16 protein-coding genes and 1 tRNA gene are annotated in these 13848 nt (G+C 59.5%); 3 read left to right on the forward strand and 14 right to left on the reverse strand.

The window, feature by feature from the left end; all coding sequences use genetic code 11:
• Positions 1–195 precede the first annotated feature (195 nt).
• The 8 genes from PRtIB026_RS04460 to PRtIB026_RS04495 form a co-directional block, all read right to left on the reverse strand.
• The gene (locus PRtIB026_RS04460; protein WP_203648632.1) at positions 196–594 is read right to left on the reverse strand and encodes a hypothetical protein; all 399 of its coding nucleotides are present in this window, start codon (positions 592–594) and stop codon (positions 196–198) included.
• A gap of 1 nt (position 595) precedes the next feature.
• Positions 596–1294, reverse strand: a complete 699-nt coding sequence (locus PRtIB026_RS04465; RefSeq protein WP_203648630.1) for an HNH endonuclease signature motif containing protein — start codon at positions 1292–1294, stop codon at positions 596–598.
• A gap of 1026 nt (positions 1295–2320) precedes the next feature.
• The gene (locus PRtIB026_RS04470; RefSeq protein WP_203648628.1) at positions 2321–3640 is read right to left on the reverse strand and encodes a tyrosine-type recombinase/integrase; all 1320 of its coding nucleotides are present in this window, start codon (positions 3638–3640) and stop codon (positions 2321–2323) included.
• 162 nt (positions 3641–3802) lie between these two features.
• Positions 3803–3878 (reverse strand) — tRNA-Thr (locus PRtIB026_RS04475).
• 98 nt (positions 3879–3976) lie between these two features.
• Positions 3977–4228: a hypothetical protein gene (locus PRtIB026_RS04480; RefSeq protein ID WP_203648626.1), complete on the reverse strand. Its 252-nt coding sequence runs from the start codon at positions 4226–4228 to the stop codon at positions 3977–3979.
• Positions 4229–4250: 22 nt separating this feature from the next.
• A complete protein-coding gene (locus PRtIB026_RS04485; RefSeq protein WP_203648624.1) occupies positions 4251–4637 on the reverse strand; it encodes a hypothetical protein in 387 nt (128 codons plus the stop codon).
• Between the two features lie 18 nt (positions 4638–4655).
• Positions 4656–4862 (reverse strand): helix-turn-helix domain-containing protein, encoded by a 207-nt coding sequence (locus tag PRtIB026_RS04490; protein ID WP_023629980.1) that lies wholly within the window; start codon positions 4860–4862, stop codon positions 4656–4658.
• Between the two features lie 9 nt (positions 4863–4871).
• Positions 4872–5450: a hypothetical protein gene (locus PRtIB026_RS04495; protein WP_203648623.1), complete on the reverse strand. Its 579-nt coding sequence runs from the start codon at positions 5448–5450 to the stop codon at positions 4872–4874.
• A 527-nt stretch (positions 5451–5977) separates the two neighbouring features.
• On the opposite strand from PRtIB026_RS04495, the gene PRtIB026_RS04500 reads away from it, so the two are divergent.
• Together PRtIB026_RS04500 and mdtI are read left to right on the forward strand one after the other, a co-directional pair.
• A complete protein-coding gene (locus PRtIB026_RS04500) occupies positions 5978–6337 on the forward strand; it encodes an SMR family transporter (RefSeq protein WP_203648620.1) in 360 nt (119 codons plus the stop codon).
• Complete coding sequence (gene mdtI / locus PRtIB026_RS04505; RefSeq protein WP_050703396.1) at positions 6331–6648, forward strand: multidrug/spermidine efflux SMR transporter subunit MdtI; 318 nt, start codon at positions 6331–6333, stop codon at positions 6646–6648. Before PRtIB026_RS04500 ends, mdtI begins: the two co-directional genes overlap by 7 nt.
• A gap of 225 nt (positions 6649–6873) precedes the next feature.
• On the opposite strand, the gene PRtIB026_RS04510 is transcribed toward mdtI, so the two are convergent.
• The 5 genes from PRtIB026_RS04510 to PRtIB026_RS04530 all read right to left on the reverse strand — a co-directional run bounded on the left by PRtIB026_RS04510 (position 6874) and on the right by PRtIB026_RS04530 (position 11180).
• Positions 6874–8097: a methyltransferase gene (locus PRtIB026_RS04510; RefSeq protein ID WP_267813632.1), complete on the reverse strand. Its 1224-nt coding sequence runs from the start codon at positions 8095–8097 to the stop codon at positions 6874–6876.
• Between the two features lie 94 nt (positions 8098–8191).
• Positions 8192–8881 (reverse strand): ABC transporter permease, encoded by a 690-nt coding sequence (locus PRtIB026_RS04515; RefSeq protein ID WP_232854873.1) that lies wholly within the window; start codon positions 8879–8881, stop codon positions 8192–8194.
• Complete coding sequence (locus tag PRtIB026_RS04520) at positions 8882–9574, reverse strand: ABC transporter permease (protein WP_203648618.1); 693 nt, start codon at positions 9572–9574, stop codon at positions 8882–8884.
• 57 nt (positions 9575–9631) lie between these two features.
• Positions 9632–10393 (reverse strand): ABC transporter substrate-binding protein, encoded by a 762-nt coding sequence (locus PRtIB026_RS04525; RefSeq protein WP_110734354.1) that lies wholly within the window; start codon positions 10391–10393, stop codon positions 9632–9634.
• Positions 10394–10406: 13 nt separating this feature from the next.
• Positions 10407–11180, reverse strand: a complete 774-nt coding sequence (locus PRtIB026_RS04530; RefSeq protein WP_203648616.1) for an ABC transporter ATP-binding protein — start codon at positions 11178–11180, stop codon at positions 10407–10409.
• A 606-nt stretch (positions 11181–11786) separates the two neighbouring features.
• On the opposite strand from PRtIB026_RS04530, the gene gabP reads away from it, so the two are divergent.
• Positions 11787–13172, forward strand: coding sequence for a GABA permease (gene gabP, locus PRtIB026_RS04535; protein WP_203648614.1), 1386 nt, complete (start codon positions 11787–11789; stop codon positions 13170–13172).
• A 163-nt stretch (positions 13173–13335) separates the two neighbouring features.
• Here the strand turns inward: gabP and PRtIB026_RS04540 are convergent, their stop codons facing one another.
• Positions 13336–13779 carry a hypothetical protein gene (locus tag PRtIB026_RS04540; protein WP_203648604.1) on the reverse strand — a complete coding sequence of 148 codons (444 nt, stop codon included), beginning with the start codon at positions 13777–13779 and terminating at the stop codon, positions 13336–13338.
• Positions 13780–13848: the final 69 nt, after the last annotated feature.

A 13848-nucleotide genomic window follows, 5' to 3' on the forward strand; every position in this document is an offset into this window, starting at 1 on the left:
CACTTTTCGAAAGTATCGATATGTGGGAAAGATTCAGTTGAGTGCTAAGTACTTCCTTGAGGTTTATCGCGAGTGTGCAAGATTTTTTATCAATGCTTTCATGGAGTATAAGTAGATCTATATCTTTATATTCGGCTCTACCATTGAAATATGAGCCGAATCCGTAAATGAGAAGCTCCTCTTCAGAGAAACTGATCATATAGCAAGTTTTTCTCTCTCGTAATCTGTCAAGTATTCCCAGTGACGTGTGAGATTCAGTGCAGCCATGAAGTCACGAATTTTGAAAAGTCCTACTGACCTTTTTCGGCAATATAGTTTTGCATCAGCCGAATAGCCGCACCAGTTGGAGTTGATGATGATTGCATCTAAGTGACCAAGTTTTTGTATGGTTTCTTCATATTCAGCAACTCCATAACTATAACATTCGCAAATGAAAACTTTTAAAGTGCTTCCGTTTCTAAGTGTCAGTTCATAAAGTCCGTCTTGTATGTTCTTCAAGCTGGATACTTTACTGTGCTCTCGCATGCGCTCTTCAAAGAAATTGTATTCCTCGTAATGGCTCATCCAAGGGAAGCTTTTGTTTTGAGCAGACATTTTAACTCTCCATGATAAGTTGTTCGAACTCCGCGGGAAACCTCAGGACAGCCTCATAAGGAATCTCGTCTTGCACCCATTTTTCATAACTTGAAGCGTGTGTCAAGAATTTCGCTACTGTACGCTGGTCAGGCCTTGGGAAAAGGGTTTGATTGTCCTTGACTAGTGTGGTTATTAGTCTGTTGTTGGGGACAATTGTTGTTAGTCGTTCAGACAGCCAAAGGGCATAAAGTGTATCGCTATGGGGATTCCTTTTAGCGATTTCTGAGAGCGGGCCATACTGAAGCCAAGACTGATGGTTTTCTGAAAGATAAATGCAGATGCTGTCTTTAAGTTCATCTAAGCTAGAATATTTTATGGCGCTTAATCTGTTGGAGATATAGGTCTCATGACAGATTTTCATTTCCAGTAAAACTTCTACGGAAAATTTTGCTTCATTCTCTTTTTTGTCAATTAGGGTGTGATGAGTAGGGCATAGGAGAATTAAATTTTTATAATCATCTCTATCGGCATCGGATTGGTTAGCATCGTATCTGCTCGCGCCTTTTTTTCTGCCTTTGATATGCGCCATCTCACCTAATGTATGTGGTGCAAATTCCGCAGCCTGTTCGACAGTTAATTTTTCTTTGCATTCGGGGAATGAGCATCGGCCTGCAGCGTTAGACCACAGTAGTTTGATAGTTTTTTCAGTGATAGCCACGTGAGATAGCTCTAATTTTGGTTTTTGGTGTGCTCCATTTTGTTGAAATAGTAGAGGGAGTTTTAGAAAATATCCATACTTCTGAAATCATTAGCCGTTCGTCAACAGGACGCTAGTTGCGCCTCCATTGGTGACCCCACTTCATCCCGCCAAGAATGCTGAGTGTTATCAGGGATCAAGGCCCCTGCGACCTGTGGGGATTTCCTCTAACGCGGGACTGGCGGCTCCTTACGTCCGGGAGCAAGGGCATTTCATGATCTGGCCTCCTGAGCACCGTTGCCGGTGGGCGGGTGGAGGCAGTGCTGGCTGACGAAACCAGCACCTGAAGATCTTGAGCCGTGTGCAAGCAGCAATGCGATGACCGGGGCATGCCTGACTGTCAGTCAGGTGCAGTCCATTCCTTGGTCTGCGGCACCATCATCTACAGCGCTGTTGCTGGTGACATCGGCGTTTGTCACGCCGATTGTCACGAGGGAGAGTGCCGCAAAGCCATGTGCGATCAGGGCTGCAGCAGTGGTAGAAGTGCCCGTCTCTTTCCAGAGAAAGAGACGGGCACAGGTTGGCGCAGGATTCGGCCAAGCGGATTGGTTGCTGCAGGGCAGCGAGGTACGGTGTGTCTGGCGCACGAGCGCCATATGTAAGAGCATCCATCACATGGGTAGTGACCGGGCGAGCTGCCGGATGCGAATCGCCCTTGGGGAGAACCACCGCCGGAGCGGCGTGACCTTTAAGGTTCGGATCACCTGGGTCCTGTCATCGACAGCGCTTGCAACTCCCGGTCTACGCCTGTGGACAATGTTCGTCAAGCAAAGCGATTTCAGGGATTTAGCGCCTGTGGATAAAATTATCCTCCGGTGGGCATCTGTGGTTTTCCACAGACGTACGCTGTGCCAGCAGTTTTTTTCTTAGTTATGGCCCTTTCAAACGGGGCGGCTTTGCAGCCCCGTTTGAAAGGGCCCGCGCGGAGGAGCTTAATGCGGTGCTGTGGGTAACTTCATAGCGAGTTTGAGGTGGTGGTGCGGCGGGTTACTCGGTTCTCTTGGCACTGCGAAGCCGCGTGACGTTCTCGCCCGTCTGCTTGGCAAACTCATGCGGCGTCACATGGTCCTCGCGGTTCGCCTCTAGAAACCGGCTCCACCAGGTCATGATCATCCGGCGCTCTTCAAGGAACTCAACCTTGTGGGTATAGGCGGCGCGTACGTTGTTGCGTTCCTTGTGGCTCATCTGCCGCTCGATAGCCGTCTCCGACCACAGCCCGGACTCGACTAGCGCACTGCACGCCATAGCGCGGAACCCGTGGCCGCAGATATCCACCTTGGTGTTGTAGCCCATCGTCCTGAGCGCGGCGTTCACCGTGTTCTCGGACATCGGCTTCCACGGTTTGGCATCCCCCGCGAACACCAGTTCGAATTTGCCGGTGATCGCGTGGATCTGCTCAAGCAAGGCCACTGCTTGCGGCGATAAGGGTACAACGTGGATATCCCCGGCCATTTTTGTACCCCTTGTGGAAAAGGGTACTCCGTCCAGCGCCGGGCGGGTGTCGGGGATCTCCCAGATGCCACGCTTGAGGTCAAACTCGTTCCAACGGGCGAAGCGCAGTTCACTGGAGCGCACGAACACGTGCAGCGATAGCATCACCGTGAGGCGCGTGAGCGGGCGACCATTGTAGCCGTCGATATGCGCCTGTAGCTCAGGCAACCGCGATAAGGGTAGTGCGGGTCGATGTGTAACCCGTGGCGTTTTGATCGAGCCATCGAGGTCGTGAGCCGGGTTCGCCGTGATCAGTCGCAGCCGTTTGGCTTCGCGCATGATGCTTTGCAGGTAGTTCTTGATCCTGAGCGCCACGTCGATGGTGCCGCGCTTCGTCACGGCTTCCAGTGGCTGCATGAGGTCGTGGGTGTCGAGTTCAACGATTGCCCTGGCACCGAGCAAAGGGAATACGTGAGTCTTCAACCGGCTGAGCACAGTCTTGGCATGGCCCGGCGCCCACTTCGGCACCATCCCGGCATACCAATCGAGCGCAACGCTTTCGAAGGTGCGGCCATTGATCACGGCTTGCACCTTGGCCTGCTGCTTGGACTGTATAGGGTCAATGCCGTTGGCGAGCTGCTGTTTGAGCTCGAAGCGCTTGTGGCGAGCGTCAGCCAGCCCGACCACTGGATAGTTGCCAAGTGAGGTCAGGCCCTCGCGGCCATCGGGCTTCACATACCTGAGCCGCCAGCCTTTACGACCATTGGGCTTCACGAGCAGGTAAAGGCCATCGCCGTCAAAAAGCTTGTACTCACGTTCGCGAGCCTTTGCAGTGCGGCAGGCGTTGTCGGTAAGGGGAGCCGTTGTGCGAGCCATAAGGGTACTTTCCAATATCGAATTGGTAGGTATCCTTAAAAGTACCCTTATTAGCGCTGGCTACCCTCGGAATCCGACGGAACGCCAAAACGAAAAAACCCGCCAGAAGGCGGGTTTTTCGGGGGTTCCAGAGATTTTGAAAGCTTTCTATGGAACCTTGAATGGTGCCGGCACCAGGAATCGAACCCGGGACCTACTGATTACAAGTCAGTTGCTCTACCATCTGAGCTATACCGGCACAGGGGCGTCATTATAGCGATGGATTTGCCGCTGTAAACCACTTCGTTGCATCCATCGCACATTCCCCTAAGTCACCGCGCACAAAGGAGAATTTTCCTACCAGCCGCGGTGGATCGAGTTGACGCTCGGTTCGGGCTGGCCCGGGTTGAAGAACAGCTTGCCGTTGTCGCAGCCGCGCTTGCGGCAGCTGCCGTCGGCGTTGTGTAGGGGCAGGCCGCGGTCGCCGCCCAGTTGCATGCCGGGCATGTTCCAGTTCAGCGCGGCGGGTTTGCTCGAGGGCGTACCGCTGGCGCAGCCGGTCATGGCCAGGGCGAGGGTCAGCAGGGCGAAAGGCTTGGCGTGTTTCACGATGTTCGAGTCCGTTCCGGGATCAGTCTTTGTTCAGGATGCGCTGGATGGTGCCGCCGCAGGCCATGTAGCAGGAGTCGTAGTCATTGCCGCAACTGTAGCTGCTCCCCGTGTGGAAGGGGTAGCTCGGGTAGTGGCAACTGTGACGCGCTTCCTTCTTGCTCTTGCCGTTCTGGCAGTACTGGTAGGCCCTCATCTCGGCCTGGTACAGCGCACGTTCGCTGTTCTCCTGCAGGCGCGCCATCTGCTGGCAGTGGTTGCGCTCCGTCGAACAGCTGTTGATGCAATTCATGCCATGCGCGCTGGGCGGTGGCGAGTATCTATAGGTGTAGCTCGGGCCGCAGCCGGCCAGGGCCAAGGCCAGGCAGGCCAGCACGAGGGCGGCCAAACTGTTGTGGAAAAGTGCCATGGGTGTTGCAGTCCTTGATCATTCGTCGCTGAACTCCAGCAGATCGCCGGGCTGGCAGTTCAGGGCGCGACACAGCTTCTCCAGGGTCTCGATCTTGAAACCCTTGATCTTGCCGTTTTTCAGCAGCGACAGGTTCGCTTCCGTGATACCGATGATTTCCGCCAGGTCCTTGGAACGCATCTTGTTCCGGGCCATGACGACGTCGAGGCGGATGATTATCGGCATAGGAAGCAGTCAGACATAACAGTTGTGTTCATCGCTGATGGTCTTGGCGTCACGCATGAGCAGCGAGAAGGCACACAGCAGGATGCCTTTCATGATCTCGTAGACAGCCTGCGATGATACACCGATCGAGAAGCTGAAGCTCCTTTCGCCGGCCGGCAGGTCGATGGCCAGGGCCAGGCCCTGCAAGGTATAGGTCACCGGCCACAGCAACGGGGTGAAGATGCACAGCAGGCCGACCCACCAGAGCAGCTTGATATTGTCCGAGGTCCAGGTCTGGCCACGGGACAGCCGATGGAAGAACAGGCCGGTCAGGCAGAGGGCGATGACGGAAATCATCGTCGGGATCATGTCCACCACCAATACCAGGCCGATGGCCAGGGGGGATGCCTGGTAGCCGGGTTCCAGCAGCAGGGGCATCTGGTCGCCGTAGGCTTGCAGGTAGCCGTTGAGCATGTCGGGGAAATCGAAAATAAAAAGCAACGGGGTGATCGTCAGCTCGACGATCGCGGTTGTCCACGCCAGGTAGGCGGCGAATGCGCCGATGGTGCGTAGGCGCGAACGCGCATAGGCCACGGATCTACTGTTCATGGGGTGCCTCCGTACAGTGATGAACGGAGCGGATTATTCTTGAATAATTATCGTAAAACAATAATTAATTTTGTTATTTGGCCTGTGGCGACGGTTTGTCGCAGGAGGAGGGAGTAGGCATGGCACCGGCCTTGCCGGTGATCGCGGGGCTAGCCCGCTCCCACGCTGAGGAAGCTTGCCTACGCTATAGAGCAGTCGCAGGGTCATCCCTATAGGAACGACTGTGGGGAATATAATTTACGAAGCTTTCAGCAGGCTTTAAGGGGATAAATCTGGAGGCACGCAATTTTTCGCGAGAAATATTTAGTCTTAGCCTATCGTTTTGACTTAATCGATCAGTTAAGCTAATCTTGTGTTCATTATGTTGAACAGTAAAGCTTTCAAGCTCCTCTCCTCCTCCCGCCTGGTTTCCCGTGAACGTCACTGGACCGGCGATCTCTAGCGCCACCCTCCCTCTACAGCCGTAAACGTCTCTGTCTGGTGCCGATGCCTGTGCGCTCGGCTGCTGTCGCCCATGGGAGGGCATCATGCGTTCCTGGATCTACCTGATCGTCGCCATCACCTTCGAGGTGATCGGCACGGCGTCGATGAAACTCGCCGCCACCCATTTCCCCGTGCTGGGGCATGCCGTCATGTACGTCATGATCTGTCTGTCCTATTTCTTCCTGGCCCTGGCGGTCAAGCGTGTGCCGGTGGGTGTCGCCTACGCGCTGTGGGAGGGGTTCGGTATCGTGCTGATCACCTTGATCAGCGTGCTCTGGCTCGGCGAAAGCCTGGGCTGGACCAAGGTCCTGGGCCTGGCGGTGATGATCGCCGGCATCTTGCTGGTCAAGGCCGGCACCCGGGCCAAGGCTGTCGAACGTGAAGGGGAGGCCGTGCCATGCTGATGCCATTTGCCTGGCTGGGCCTGGCCATTGTGCTGGAAGTCCTGGCCAACCTGCTGCTCAAGTATTCCGACGGTTTCCGTCGCAAGGGCCTGGGCGTGGCCTCGATCCTCTGCGTGCTGGCGGCGTTCACCGCGCTGGCCCAGGCGGTCAAGGACATCGACCTGTCGCTGGCCTACGCGATCTGGGGTGGCTTCGGCATTCTCGCCACCGTAGCCATGGGTTGGGCCCTGTTCGGTCAGCGCCTGGCCGGGCGCGGCTGGCTCGGCCTGGTGCTGCTGCTGGTAGGCATGAGCTTGCTCAAACTGGCTTGACAACACCCCCGCCAAAGCGCTTGGCCGAATGGTTTATGCACAATGGGCATTGGCCGCTTGCGCGAAAGGCATGCCGGCCAGCGCTACCATCGGTCTTTGCGCAAAGTCCTGTTTTTACTGGCTTTGACGCCCATGGTGGAATAAGCAAAGCAGCGCAAATAGCCTCTGGATCCAAGATTTGGTGATTTTCATCACAAGCTTGTTCACAGAGTTATCCACAGGCTGTCAACCGTGCTGCGGCGCTGTGTCACGCTCGCCTAGCAGCAGCAGGTTGCGGGGCGTCAGCGGGTAATCGCAGAACACCCCGACACGCACCACGTAGCCTTGCTCCTGAAGGAACAGGGCGCGGTCGAGCACCAGCCACATTTCCAGGGGGCGGCGGAACAGATTGCGAACCAGCTCGAGGTTACGCACCTCGGCCAGGCGCCGCTGGCCGGCGGCTTCCAGGGTGGCCCAGTCGGGGTTGCCGTGGATCGTGACCTGCTTGAGCTCGGCCAGGTCGCGGCAGTATTGCTCGAAGGGCTTTACCAGCCAGCTGACCGGCAGCGATGGCGTGGGCAGGTAGTCGTCGATGCCACGTTGCTGGCGTTGCAGCAGGTCGAAACCAAGGCGACGGGCCATTGAGGTGTCGCGCTGGCGGCGGGTGCGCAGGCTGGAGGTGACCGCCTCGCTCAACGGCAGGCCCAGGTCTTCCTGGGTCAAGGCCAGCGCCGAGGCCCGGGCGGCGCCGGAGAGTGGCTGATAGGCCTTGCCCTGGATGCGGTTGTAGCAGCAGGGCGCAACGGCGATCTGCCGGCAACCCTGCTGGCTTGCCAGCTCTATGAGCCGGACATGCAGGTCGCCGCAGGCGTGCAGGGCGACCGCGCTCTTGTCGCCGTTCAGGTGGCGGGCGCTGTCGGCGGCCATGACGTCCTGGTGTACGTGGGTGGCGGGCAGGTGGTGATGCTCGCTCAGGGCCTTGCCGGCGCTGACCAGTTCAGCGTCGTACTCCAGGCAGGTCAGTTGCTGGTCGGTCTGCAACAGGCGACGGCCCAGGTGGCCTTTGCCGGAACACCAGTCGAGCCAGTGCCGGGCGGGTTGGCTGAACGCCAGGCGACGGCTGAAGGCTTCGATCTGCTGCCACTTGCGGCCGGGGACACCGACATCGAGGCGGTGGCCGGCGGGATGCAGGCCGGCATCGGGCAGCTCGCCGACGGCGGACAGCTGCGCGGCTTCGGCGGCCAGTTGTGGGAAGGGGGGCGGGGCCTCCGAGGTTTCGGAGGATTCAGCTTGCTCGAGGGTGCGTTGGCGCAGCCAATGGGACAGTTGCGGGTGCTGGTCTTCCCACGCCAGGCGCAGGTGGGTGAACGGGCGTGGGTGCCACAGGGGCTGGTGGCGGGTGAGGAAGCGGTCGAGGGCCTGGAAGCGCTCGAGGAGCTGGTTGGTTTGCAGGTAGGGTGTTGAGGTCATTCGGGCACCGGGGTGCTAGCGAGAGGGGCTGCTGTGCAGCCCATCGCGGCACAAGGCCGCTCCTACAGAGAGGGGGCCGCGTGCGGCCCCGGGTTCAACGCCCTTGGCAGGCATCCACGCGCAGCCAGCGCTCCAGCACCTTGAAGCCCTGCACCAGCACGAACGAGATCAGCAGGTAGAACACCCCGGCGGCAAAGAAGATCTCCACCGGCAGGTAGGTCCGGGCAATGATGGTCCGCGCCATGCCGGTCAGTTCCAGCAGCGTCACGGTACTGGCCAGGGCGCTGGCCTTGAGCATCAGGATCACTTCGTTGCTGTAGGCCGGCAGGCCGATGCGCGTGGCGCGCGGCAGCATGATGTACAGCAGCGTCTTGCCCCGCGACATGCCCAGCGCCCGGGCCGCCTCGATCTCGCCCTTGGGGATCGCCTGCAGGGCGCCGCGCAGGATCTCGGCGATATAGGCGGCAGTATGCAGGGTCATGGTCAGCACCGTGCACCAGAACGGATCGCGCAGGTACGGCCACAGCGAACTGTTGCGCACTGCGTCGAACTGGGCCAGGCCGTAGTAGACCAGGAACAGCTGCACCAGCAGCGGTGTGCCGCGGAAGAAGAAGATGTAGCCGTAGGGCAGGGCGCGCACGTACCAGTGCCGCGAAGAGCGCGCCACACCCAGCGGAATGGCCAGGATCAGGCCGGCGATGACGGCGATGGCCACCAGCTCCAGGGTCAGGGTCGCGCCCTGGGCCAGGCGTGGCAGCCACTTGATGATGACTTCCCAGTTCATTTACTCGGCCCTCATGAAGCCGCGAGCGGCGCGCTTTTCCAGGAAGTGCATGCCGATCATCGCGATGATGGTCAGGCCCAGGTAGATGCAGGCGGCGACCGCGTAGAAGGTGAACGGCTCCTTGCTCACGGTCACGCCGATCTGCGCGTGGCGCATGATTTCTTCAAGGCCGATCACCGACACCAGCGCGGTGTCCTTCATCAGGATCATGAACAGGTTGCCCAGGCCCGGCAGGGCGATGCGCCACATCTGCGGGAGGATGATCCGCGAGAGGATGCGACCCTTGGACAGGCCCAGTGCCAGGCCCGCTTCACGGTGTCCCTTGGGGATGGCCAGGATCGCGCCGCGGAACACTTCCGTGGCGTAGGCGCCGAAGCACAGGCCCAGGGCAATCACCCCGGCGGTGAAGGCGCTGAGCTCCAGGCCCGGCATGTTCAGCAGCTCGCCCAGGCTGTTCATCAGTCCGACGGTGCCGAAGTAGATGAGCAGCACCCAGAGCAGTTCGGGTACGCCGCGCACCAGTGTGGAATAAGTGCCGCCAAGCCATTGCAAGGGCTTGACCGGCGAGGTCTTGGCCAGGGCGCCGAGCAGGCCCAGGACCAGCCCCAGCAGCAAGGCGCAGAGCGCCAGTTTTACGGTCATCAGGGTACCGGCCATCATGGCCGGGCCGAATCCGTGCAGGTCGATATTCATGGGTAAGTTTGTTCAAGGGACAGGCATCGCCAGGGCGGCGATGCCTGTCGGGGCGAATCAATAGATGCTGAACGGGAAGTACTTGTCGTTGATCTTCTTGTAGGTGCCGTCGGCGACAATTTCCTTCAGTGCGGCGTTGAGCTTGTTGCGCAGCTCATTGTCGCCTTTGCGCACGGCAATGCCGACCTTATCGCTTTCGTTCACCGGGTCGCCTTTGAACTCGTAGTTCTTGCCGGCTTCGGATTTCAGCCAGTCGTAGTTGGCGTACTTGTCGGCGAGGATGGCATCGACGCGGCCGGAGGTGAGGTCGAGGTAGGCATTTTCCTGGCCATCATACAGGTTGACCTTGAACTCGCCGTCCATGCCGCCGTTATCGTCCAGCCAGGTAGCCGCCTGGGTGGCGCGCTGGGTGCCGATGGTCTTGCCCTTGAGCGAAGCGCGGTCGGTCTTGAAGTCGACGTTTTTCGGTGCGATGAACTGCTGCTTGTTCGAGTAGTAGGGGTCGGTGAAGTCGACGGCCTGCTTGCGTTCGTCGGTGATCGACAGCGAGGAGATGATGAAGTCGGACTTCTTGGCGTTCAGCGCCGGGATGATGCCGTCCCAGTCGGAGACGGCCACTTCGCATTCGACCTTCATCTTGGCGCACAGGGCGTCACCGATATCCTTGTCGAAGCCGACCACCTGGCCGCTGGCATCCTTGTTGTTGAAGGGCGGGTAGGCCGCCTCGATGCCCATTTTCAGTTTCTCGGCTGCCATGGCATTGGCCGAGAACACCAGGGTGGCGGCAGCGGCCAGGAGGAATTTCTTGTAGGTCTGCATTCGTGTTGCTCCGTTAGCGGTGGCTGGACATGAATTGCTTGCAACGCGCCGAGGTCGGGTTCTCGAAGACCTGCTGCGGCGATCCCTGCTCTTCGACCAGGCCCTGGTGCAGGAAGACCACTTCACTGGACACCTGGCGGGCAAAGTTCATCTCGTGCGTCACCAGCAGCATGGTACGGCCTTCTTCGGCCAATGCGCGGATGACGTTAAGCACTTCCTGGACCATTTCCGGATCGAGCGCCGAGGTCGGCTCGTCGAACAGGATGACCTTGGGCTTCATGGCCAGGGTACGGGCGATGGCGGCACGCTGTTGCTGGCCACCGGAAAGCTGGGCGGGGTAGCTGTGGCGCTTGTCGAAGATGCCGACCTTGTTCAGCAGCGCCTCGGCGTGCTCGGTGGCCTCGGCCTTGCTCTGGCCGAGCACGCGGCGCGGCGCCTCGATGATGTTGTCGAGGATCGACATGTGCGGCCACAGGTTGAAATTCTGGAAGACGAAGCCGATCTCGCTGCGCAGGCGGTTGATCTGGCGGTTGTCGGCGGCGATCAGGTCGCCGTTTTTCTGCGCCTTGAGCTTGAGGGACTCGCCGGCGACGATGATTTCGCCCTGGTGCGGGTTCTCCAGCAGGTTGATGCAGCGCAGCAGGGTGGACTTGCCAGAGCCGGATGAGCCGAGGATGGAGATCACGTCACCGTCGCGCGCGGTCAGCGAAATGCCCTTGAGAATTTCCTGCTCGCCATAGCGTTTGTGCAGGTTGCGGATTTCCAGCGCGGGCGTGGCCTGGGCCATGTGCGGTCCTCATGTGTTCGGGTGCGTTCCCAGCTGTTGGCGGCCTTCCTGGCGAGCGCCACGCTAGCATAGCGGCGCAACGGCGGCCAACCGGGTCGCGGGGGGCTCGGGTCGCTGGTGGGACAGTTTGTCGCATCGCTGCAGTGGACTGTCGCCAGGATATCCGCATTGGCGTTCTGCCCAGCACCGGAGCTTTGATGAAAAAAGGCGCGATGGTGCCAGCTTTGTTCCTATCTGGGAAGCCGTTTTTGGCCGGGTGGCACTGTGTCGCGGGTTATGCGGGTTCGAGGTTGCGCCTTGAGGTTGCGCTTTGCCGTGTCCTGAATTTGTGCCCAGGTGTTACCGAGGGGCACCTTTGGTGCGTTTGTAAGTGGGTATTTCAGTAATCCCAACTTGGCATGGGGATTTGACGACCTTTCGGTCAAAGCTTGGCACAATGCCCTGCAAGCCGCGTCGTTCTTGGTTACAGAAACATTTCAGACGAAAGCCATTCTCAGCTGGCCCGCTTATTGCCATCCCGAAACCACTGAATGCAGCGACGCCCACTCACACCCCGGCGCGCTGGCCAGTCATTCGTGTAGTCCACCTCCTTACAAAGGTAGTTTTATGAGCGGTAACAATTCCAATGACCTCGCTCAGGGGCTCAAGCAACGGCATGTGACCATGCTGTCGATTGCCGGCGTGATCGGCGCCGGCCTGTTCGTCGGCTCCGGCCATGCCATCGCTGCCGCCGGCCCTGCCGTGCTGTTGGCCTACGCCGCCGCCGGTACCCTGGTGGTGCTGGTAATGCGCATGCTCGGCGAAATGGCGGTTGCCTCGCCCGACACCGGGTCCTTCTCCACCTATGCCGACCGCGCCATCGGGCGCTGGGCTGGCTTCACCATCGGTTGGCTGTACTGGTGGTTCTGGGTCCTGGTGATCCCGCTGGAGGCCAACGCCGCCGCCGCCATCCTGCATGCCTGGTTCCCGTCGGTGGACCTGTGGGCGTTCTCCCTGATCATTACCCTGGCGCTGACCGTCACCAACCTGTTCAGCGTGAAGAACTACGGTGAGTTCGAGTTCTGGTTCGCCCTGCTCAAGGTGCTGGCGATCATCGGCTTCATCGTCGTCGGTTGCGCGGCCATGTTCGGCATGGTGCCGAGCAGCCAGGTCAGCGGCATCAGCCACCTGTTCGATACCCAGGGCTTCATGCCCAACGGCCTGGGCGCGGTGCTGGCCGCGATGCTGACCACCATGTTCTCGTTCATGGGTACCGAGATCGTTACCATCGCCGCCGCCGAGTCGAAAGACCCGGGTCGCCAGATCAGCAAGGCCACCAACTCGGTGATCTGGCGTATCTGCCTGTTCTACCTGGTGTCGATCTTCCTGGTCGTGGCCATGGTGCCTTGGAACGATCCGACCCTCGCCGAGAAAGGTTCCTACCAGACCGTCCTCAGCCTGATCGGCGTGCCGAATGCCAAGCTGATCGTCGACATCGTCGTGCTGATCGCCGTGACCAGCTGCCTGAACTCGGCGCTGTACACCTCTTCGCGCATGCTGTTCTCCCTGAGCAAGCGTGGCGACGCCCCGGCCATCGCCCAGCGCACCACCAAGGCGGGCACCCCGCACTGGGCCGTGCTGCTCTCCACCGCCGCGGCCTTCCTGTGCGTGTTCGCCAACTTCCTGGCCCCGGCCGCGGTGTTCGAGTTCCTGCTGGCCAGCTCCGGCGCCATCGCCCTGCTGGTGTACCTGGTGATCGCCGTGTCGCAACTGCGCATGCGTGCCCAGCGTGAAGCCAAGGGCGAGAAGATCTCGTTCAAGATGTGGATGTTCCCGGGCCTGACCTGGGCGACCATCGCCTTCATCATTGCCATCCTGGTGGTGATGGCGCTGCGTGAAGACCACCGTGCCGAGATCATCGCCACGGCCATCCTGAGCATTGGTGTGGTGGCGGCTGGCCTGCTGCTGCACCGCAAGCGTGGCGCTGCTGCGCGGGTGGCGCTGGATAGCTGATCCGCTGGTGTGAAATGCAAAGGCCGCGTCCTGTGAGGGGCGCGGCCTTTTTGTTTGCCTGTGAGGCCCGCTCCCACAGGGATCTCACAAGCCTGAAAGGCGATAGGGAACCTGTGGGAGCGGGTTTACCCGCGAAGAGGCCGGCGCAAGTTGAGCGTCACTATCAGCCGAACTGCTTCTGCTGTTGCTGCTGCCTGGCCACGACCTCCGAGGCGGTGACATAGGCGTCCTGGAACTCGTCGCTCTCCAGCCAGGCCATGGTCGCATCCTCGTCGATGCCGTCGAGCCACGCGCGGTAGGCGGTGAACACCAGGACGATGTAGTCGGTGGCGTGTTCTTCCTTGTGGCCCTTGAGCACCAGCGCCAGCAGTGGGTCGACCAGGAATACCGAGATCATCGGCACCAGGCCGCCTTCCTGGGCTTCCTTCATTTTCACGAACAGGCTGTCGTAGCTGCCCGACTCCATGGCCTTGTTGAACACCTGCTCGACGCTGGCGCTGTCGCCGGCACTGGCCTTGACTGCCTGGCCGCTGCGCACCATGCGGTTCTGCTTGGCCTTGGTGGCGGCGCGCTTGGCGCGTTTCTGTTGTTTGGTGTTGGTGGCCATGGGGGCGGATCCTTGGACGACTGGTAAAGGCGCGTATTGAAGCGTAGTTGCCAGGGAAACCCAAGCAGG

The sequence above is a fragment of the Pseudomonas sp. RtIB026 genome (assembly GCF_016861355.2).
GTDB classification, from domain to species: Bacteria; Pseudomonadota; Gammaproteobacteria; order Pseudomonadales; family Pseudomonadaceae; genus Aquipseudomonas; species Aquipseudomonas peradeniyensis.

Bases quoted from the DNA above. Each gene is read 5' to 3' on its own strand.
- PRtIB026_RS04460 (WP_203648632.1), bottom strand. From the start codon at position 594: ATGTCTGCTCAAAACAAAAGCTTCCCTTGGATGAGCCATTACGAGGAA.
- PRtIB026_RS04470 (WP_203648628.1), bottom strand. From the start codon at position 3,640: ATGGCTCGCACAACGGCTCCCCTTACCGACAACGCCTGCCGCACTGCA.
- PRtIB026_RS04485 (WP_203648624.1), bottom strand. From the start codon at position 4,637: ATGGCACTTTTCCACAACAGTTTGGCCGCCCTCGTGCTGGCCTGCCTG.
- PRtIB026_RS04490 (WP_023629980.1), bottom strand. From the start codon at position 4,862: ATGCCGATAATCATCCGCCTCGACGTCGTCATGGCCCGGAACAAGATG.
- PRtIB026_RS04495 (WP_203648623.1), bottom strand. From the start codon at position 5,450: ATGAACAGTAGATCCGTGGCCTATGCGCGTTCGCGCCTACGCACCATC.
- PRtIB026_RS04500 (WP_203648620.1), top strand. From the start codon at position 5,978: ATGCGTTCCTGGATCTACCTGATCGTCGCCATCACCTTCGAGGTGATC.
- mdtI (WP_050703396.1), top strand. From the start codon at position 6,331: ATGCTGATGCCATTTGCCTGGCTGGGCCTGGCCATTGTGCTGGAAGTC.
- PRtIB026_RS04510 (WP_267813632.1), bottom strand. From the start codon at position 8,097: ATGACCTCAACACCCTACCTGCAAACCAACCAGCTCCTCGAGCGCTTC.
- PRtIB026_RS04515 (WP_232854873.1), bottom strand. From the start codon at position 8,881: ATGAACTGGGAAGTCATCATCAAGTGGCTGCCACGCCTGGCCCAGGGC.
- PRtIB026_RS04520 (WP_203648618.1), bottom strand. From the start codon at position 9,574: ATGAATATCGACCTGCACGGATTCGGCCCGGCCATGATGGCCGGTACC.
- PRtIB026_RS04525 (WP_110734354.1), bottom strand. From the start codon at position 10,393: ATGCAGACCTACAAGAAATTCCTCCTGGCCGCTGCCGCCACCCTGGTG.
- PRtIB026_RS04530 (WP_203648616.1), bottom strand. From the start codon at position 11,180: ATGGCCCAGGCCACGCCCGCGCTGGAAATCCGCAACCTGCACAAACGC.
- gabP (WP_203648614.1), top strand. From the start codon at position 11,787: ATGAGCGGTAACAATTCCAATGACCTCGCTCAGGGGCTCAAGCAACGG.
- PRtIB026_RS04540 (WP_203648604.1), bottom strand. From the start codon at position 13,779: ATGGCCACCAACACCAAACAACAGAAACGCGCCAAGCGCGCCGCCACC.